General features: G+C 61.6%; 5 protein-coding genes. 1 reads left to right on the top strand and 4 read right to left on the bottom strand.

From position 1 onward, the window contains the following. Positions 1-119: 119 nt before the first annotated feature. Genes OC610_RS21860 through zwf form a run of 3 tightly spaced genes read right to left on the bottom strand, consistent with a single transcriptional unit; the run spans position 120 to position 2975 of the window. Positions 120-785 (bottom strand): bifunctional 4-hydroxy-2-oxoglutarate aldolase/2-dehydro-3-deoxy-phosphogluconate aldolase, encoded by a 666-nt coding sequence (locus OC610_RS21860; protein WP_264430707.1) that lies wholly within the window; start codon positions 783-785, stop codon positions 120-122. Positions 786-802: 17 nt separating this feature from the next. Then, positions 803-1516 carry a 6-phosphogluconolactonase gene (gene pgl, locus OC610_RS21855; RefSeq protein WP_264430704.1) on the bottom strand — a complete coding sequence of 238 codons (714 nt, stop codon included), beginning with the start codon at positions 1514-1516 and terminating at the stop codon, positions 803-805. Beyond that, a complete protein-coding gene (gene zwf / locus OC610_RS21850; RefSeq protein WP_264430701.1) occupies positions 1503-2975 on the bottom strand; it encodes a glucose-6-phosphate dehydrogenase in 1473 nt (490 codons plus the stop codon). Before zwf ends, pgl begins: the two co-directional genes overlap by 14 nt. A gap of 196 nt (positions 2976-3171) precedes the next feature. Here zwf and OC610_RS21845 point away from each other — a divergent pair, with 196 nt between their 5' ends. Continuing rightward, positions 3172-4032, top strand: coding sequence for a MurR/RpiR family transcriptional regulator (locus tag OC610_RS21845; RefSeq protein ID WP_181289374.1), 861 nt, complete (start codon positions 3172-3174; stop codon positions 4030-4032). A gap of 140 nt (positions 4033-4172) precedes the next feature. Here the strand turns inward: OC610_RS21845 and OC610_RS21840 are convergent. Further along, positions 4173-4498, bottom strand: a 326-nt coding sequence (locus OC610_RS21840) for an aldose epimerase family protein (protein WP_456300308.1), incomplete at its 5' end; no start/stop codon positions are given.

The following is a 4498-nucleotide window of genomic DNA, read 5'->3' as shown; positions in this document are numbered from 1 at the left end:
CAGCGGGAGCAAGCTCTCTCACCACACTGTGCTGCCACAAAACCCTGGCAAAAAAAAACGGCGCGCCGACCAAGCGCACCGTAAAGCCGTAGAACACACAACGAAGTTCGGTAAGACAATCAGTCCAGCAGCGCCAGTGCCTCGGCGGTGCATTCCTGGATACGGGCCCAGTCGCCGTTCTTGATCCACTCCGGATCGAGCATCCAGCTACCGCCCACGCACATCACGTTTTTCAACGCCATGTAGCTCTTGATATTCGCCGGGCTGACGCCGCCGGTCGGGCAGAATTTCACTTCGCCGAACGGTCCGCCCAAGGCCTTGATCGCCGCCACACCACCGCTGACTTCCGCCGGGAACAACTTGAAGCGGCGATAACCCAGGCCGTAGCCTTCCATGATGCCCGAGGCATTGCTGATCCCCGGCAGCAACGGAATCGGGCTCTGGACGCTGGCTTCCAGCAGATCGCGGGTGATGCCTGGAGTGACGATGAACTGCGAACCGGCTGCCTCGGCGGCGGCCAGCATATGGCGATCAAGCACCGTGCCAGCACCGGTCACCAGCTCCGGACGCTGGTCACGCAGCACCTGGATGGCCTTGAGGCCGAACTGCGAGCGCAAGGTCACTTCCAACGCCGTCAGACCACCCGCCGCCAGGGCATCGGCCAGCGGCAGGATGTCCTGTTCACGGGCAATGGTGATCACCGGCAGGATCCGCGCCTTGGCGCAGAGGCTGTCGATCAGGGCAACTTTGTCCGCCATGGAAACGGTCGGGGATGGGTTTGTCATAGCGGCTGATCCTTGGTTCATGGGCACCAGTAAATCTCTAACGTAGGTTGCAGAAACGCGCGGATCGGCATTTCGGCGACATCGTCACCGGCCACCGCAGCGTTCAGGGTGGTCAATTTCGACTGACCGGAAATCGACAGCACTTTGTGTCGGGCCGAGGCCAGCAAGGCACGGCTCATGGTCAGGCGCTGGTGTGGCACGGTCGGCGCGAGCATCGGCCAGCAACGGCGCGAGCCATCCTTCTCCAGAGCGTCGGCCAGGTTCGGACTGTCGGGAAACAGCGAAGCGGTATGCCCGTCATCACCCATGCCCAGGACCAGCACATCGATCGGCGGCAGTTCGGCCAACAGGCGGTCCGCCTGTTCGGCGGCGGCTTCCAGGTTGGCGCTGGCGCTGTAGAGGCTCAGGAACTGGGCCTTGGCCGCAGCCCCTTGGAGCAGATAGCGCTTGAGCAGGCCGGCGTTGCTGTCGGCATGTTCAACCGGCACCCAGCGTTCATCGGCCAGGCTCACCACCACCTTCGACCAGTCCAGCGCCTGCTTGGCCAGGTGCTGGAAAAACGCCACCGGGCTGCGGCCGCCGGAAACCACCAGGGTCGCCGCGCCCTTGGCATCGATGGCGGCGCGCAGTTGCTCCGCCACGTTCAGCGCCAGTTTCTCCGCCAGCGCCATCGGGCTCTTGAACGCCAGGGCGGTGACGCCCTGGGGCAGTTGCAATTCAGATATCGCCATACCATGACCTCCCATCCCGCGTGATCAGTGCAATGGAGCTCATTGGCCCCCATGACCCAGCGGCATACGGCTTGGGCGCATCGCCGGATTTTTTCCACCCGGCGATCAACTGGTCACACCACGTCCACGCGGCTTCGATTTCGTCTTTACGGACAAACAGGTTCTGATTGCCGTTCATGACTTCCAGCAACAACCGCTCGTAGGCATCGGGAATCCGCGCGCTGCGATAGGTGTCGGAGAAGTTGAGTTGCAGCGGACCGCTGCGCAATTGCATGCCCTTGTCCAGGCCTTGCTCCTTGGTCATCACCCGCAAGGAAATCCCTTCGTCCGGTTGCAGGCGGATAATCAGCTTGTTGCTGATCTGCAGGCGCTGCTCGGGAGCGAAGATGTAGTGGGACGGTTCCTTGAAGTGAATCACGATCTGCGACAGCTTTTGCGGCATGCGCTTGCCGGTGCGCAGGTAGAACGGAACACCGGCCCAGCGCCAGTTGCGAATGTCGGCGCGCAGGGCAACAAAAGTCTCGGTGTCGCTCTGGGTGTTGGAATTCGGTTCTTCCAGGTAGCCCGGAACCGCCTTGCCTTCGCTGTGGCCAGCGATGTATTGGCCGCGCACCACCTGGGTGGTCAAGCCTTCCGGGCTGATCGGCGCCAGGGCCTTGAGCACCTTGACCTTCTCGTCACGGATGCTGTCGGCGGACAGGTCGGCCGGCGGGTCCATGGCAATCAGGCAAAGCAGTTGCAGCAAGTGGTTCTGGATCATGTCCCGCAACTGGCCGGCCTTGTCGAAATAACCCCAGCGGCCCTCGATACCGACCTTCTCGGCCACGGTGATTTCCACGTGTGAGATGTAGTTCTGGTTCCACTGGGTTTCGAACAGGCTGTTGGCGAAGCGCAGCGCGATCAGGTTCTGCACCGTCTCCTTGCCCAGGTAATGGTCGATGCGATAGGTGCGGTTTTCCGGGAAGAACTGCGCCACGGCGTCGTTGACCTTGCGCGAGGATTCCAGGTCCGAGCCGATGGGTTTTTCCAGCACGACGCGGGTGTTTTCGCTCAAGCCGACTTTGGCCAGGTTTTCGCAGATCGCGCCGTAGACGGCGGCCGGCGTGGCGAAATAGGCAATGACCTGTTGCTGGGTCGAACCGGCGTGTTCGGCGAGGGCAACGTAGTCCTCGGCCTTTAGGAAATCCACGTGCAGGTAGGTCAGGCGCGCCAGAAAGCGCTCGATCACGGTTTCGTCGAGGTCTTTATCCCCCACATAACGGCGCAGCTCAGTGGTGATGAACCCCAGGTGCTGCTGTTCGCTGCCGGGTTCGCGGGCCAACGCCAGGATCCGCGTGTCCTCGTGCAACAGGCCGGCGCCATCGAGCTGATAAAGGGCAGGAAACAGCTTGCGCAACGCCAGGTCGCCCAACGCGCCGAACAAGGCAAAGGTGCACGGTTCAACCGTAATCGAATGCATGATGTTTGTTCTTTTATCAAGTTAAGCTACAAATACCTTTTTTCAAGGTATCACTCAAGGAAAAATGTAGTAATAACCACAACATTTTTCGAAAATACCGATTCCGAGTGGTGGTCCGTCGGAGCCATCAGTAGGATAGGCCACCGCAAAGGGTCGTATCAAAGACCCGCCTCTCTAGGAATCTTGTATGGACCGCGTGCGAAATCTACTGGAGCAGATCCAGAGTCGCCTGGAAGACCTGAACAAGGCCGAACGCAAGGTGGCCGAAGTGATCCTGCTCAACCCGCAGCAGGCAACCCGCTTCAGCATCGCCGCCCTCGCCCAGGCCGCTTCGGTCAGCGAACCGACCGTCAACCGCTTCTGCCGCTCGTTCGGTGTCAGCGGCTACCCGGAGCTCAAGCTGCAACTGGCCCAAAGCCTGGCCAGCGGCGCAGCCTATGTCAGCCGCGCGGTAGAGGCCGACGACAACCCGGAAGCCTACACCCAGAAAATTTTTGGCAGTGCCATTGCCTCATTGGACAGCGCCTGTCAGGCCCTAGATCCAAATTTGATCAGTCGCGCCGTGGATTTGCTGATCCAGGCCCGGCAGATCCACTTCTTCGGCCTCGGTGCCTCGGCCCCGGTGGCGCTGGACGCCCAGCACAAGTTCTTCCGCTTCAACCTGGCGGTGACCGCCCATGCCGACGTGCTGATGCAACGCATGATCGCCTCGGTAGCCCATACCGGCGAGCTGTTCGTGATCATTTCCTACACCGGGCGTACCCGCGAGCTGGTGGAAGTCGCGCGCATCGCCCGGGAGAACGGCGCATCGGTGCTCGGGCTGACCGCCGAAGGCTCGCCACTGGCCAAGGCCAGTACCCTGAGCTTGAACATTCCGCTGCCTGAAGACACTGACATCTACATGCCGATGACTTCGCGGATCATCCAGCTCACCGTGCTGGACGTGCTCGCCACCGGCATGACCCTGCGCCGGGGCGTGGACTTCCAGCCGCACCTGCGCAAGATCAAGGAAAGCCTGAACGCCAGCCGGTATCCGGTTGGGGATGAGTTCAACTGATTCGGTCCGGAACTTTTGGTGCCTGACAGATCGTCATCGCGAGCAAGCTCGCTCCCACACTGGTTCTCTGGCGTTCACAAAACCCCTGTGGGAGCGAGCTTGCTCGCGATGACGGCAGCCGCCACACCGTAGATCCAGAGCTAAGCCCCCACCCGCGCCTGCAAACTCAAATGCCCCCGCTCCCCCGGCGCCAGGCACACACTGTCGGTGCCGCCGCTGGCCGCTTCGACGCAGACGAATTCGTTGACCTCATCCCAACTCACCCCCAGCAACGGCCGGGCGCCCGGATGCCAGACCACGGTGTCAGCGCTGTCACCGGTGTCGATGCACAATTCGCGCTGCCAGGCGTGATCCTTGAGCTGCAACTCCCCGTCGTGCTGGAACACCCGCTGGCAGCCACCGTCCACCCGCAACTCGCCTTGCTGCCGGCAAACCTCGCGGTTCAACTGGTCATAACCCTGGGCGC

The organism is Pseudomonas agronomica (assembly GCF_025917275.1).
Taxonomy (GTDB): domain Bacteria; phylum Pseudomonadota; class Gammaproteobacteria; order Pseudomonadales; family Pseudomonadaceae; genus Aquipseudomonas; species Aquipseudomonas agronomica.
Note: the sequence above shows the minus strand (reverse complement) of the source record. Positions and strands in the feature narration are given on the sequence as shown.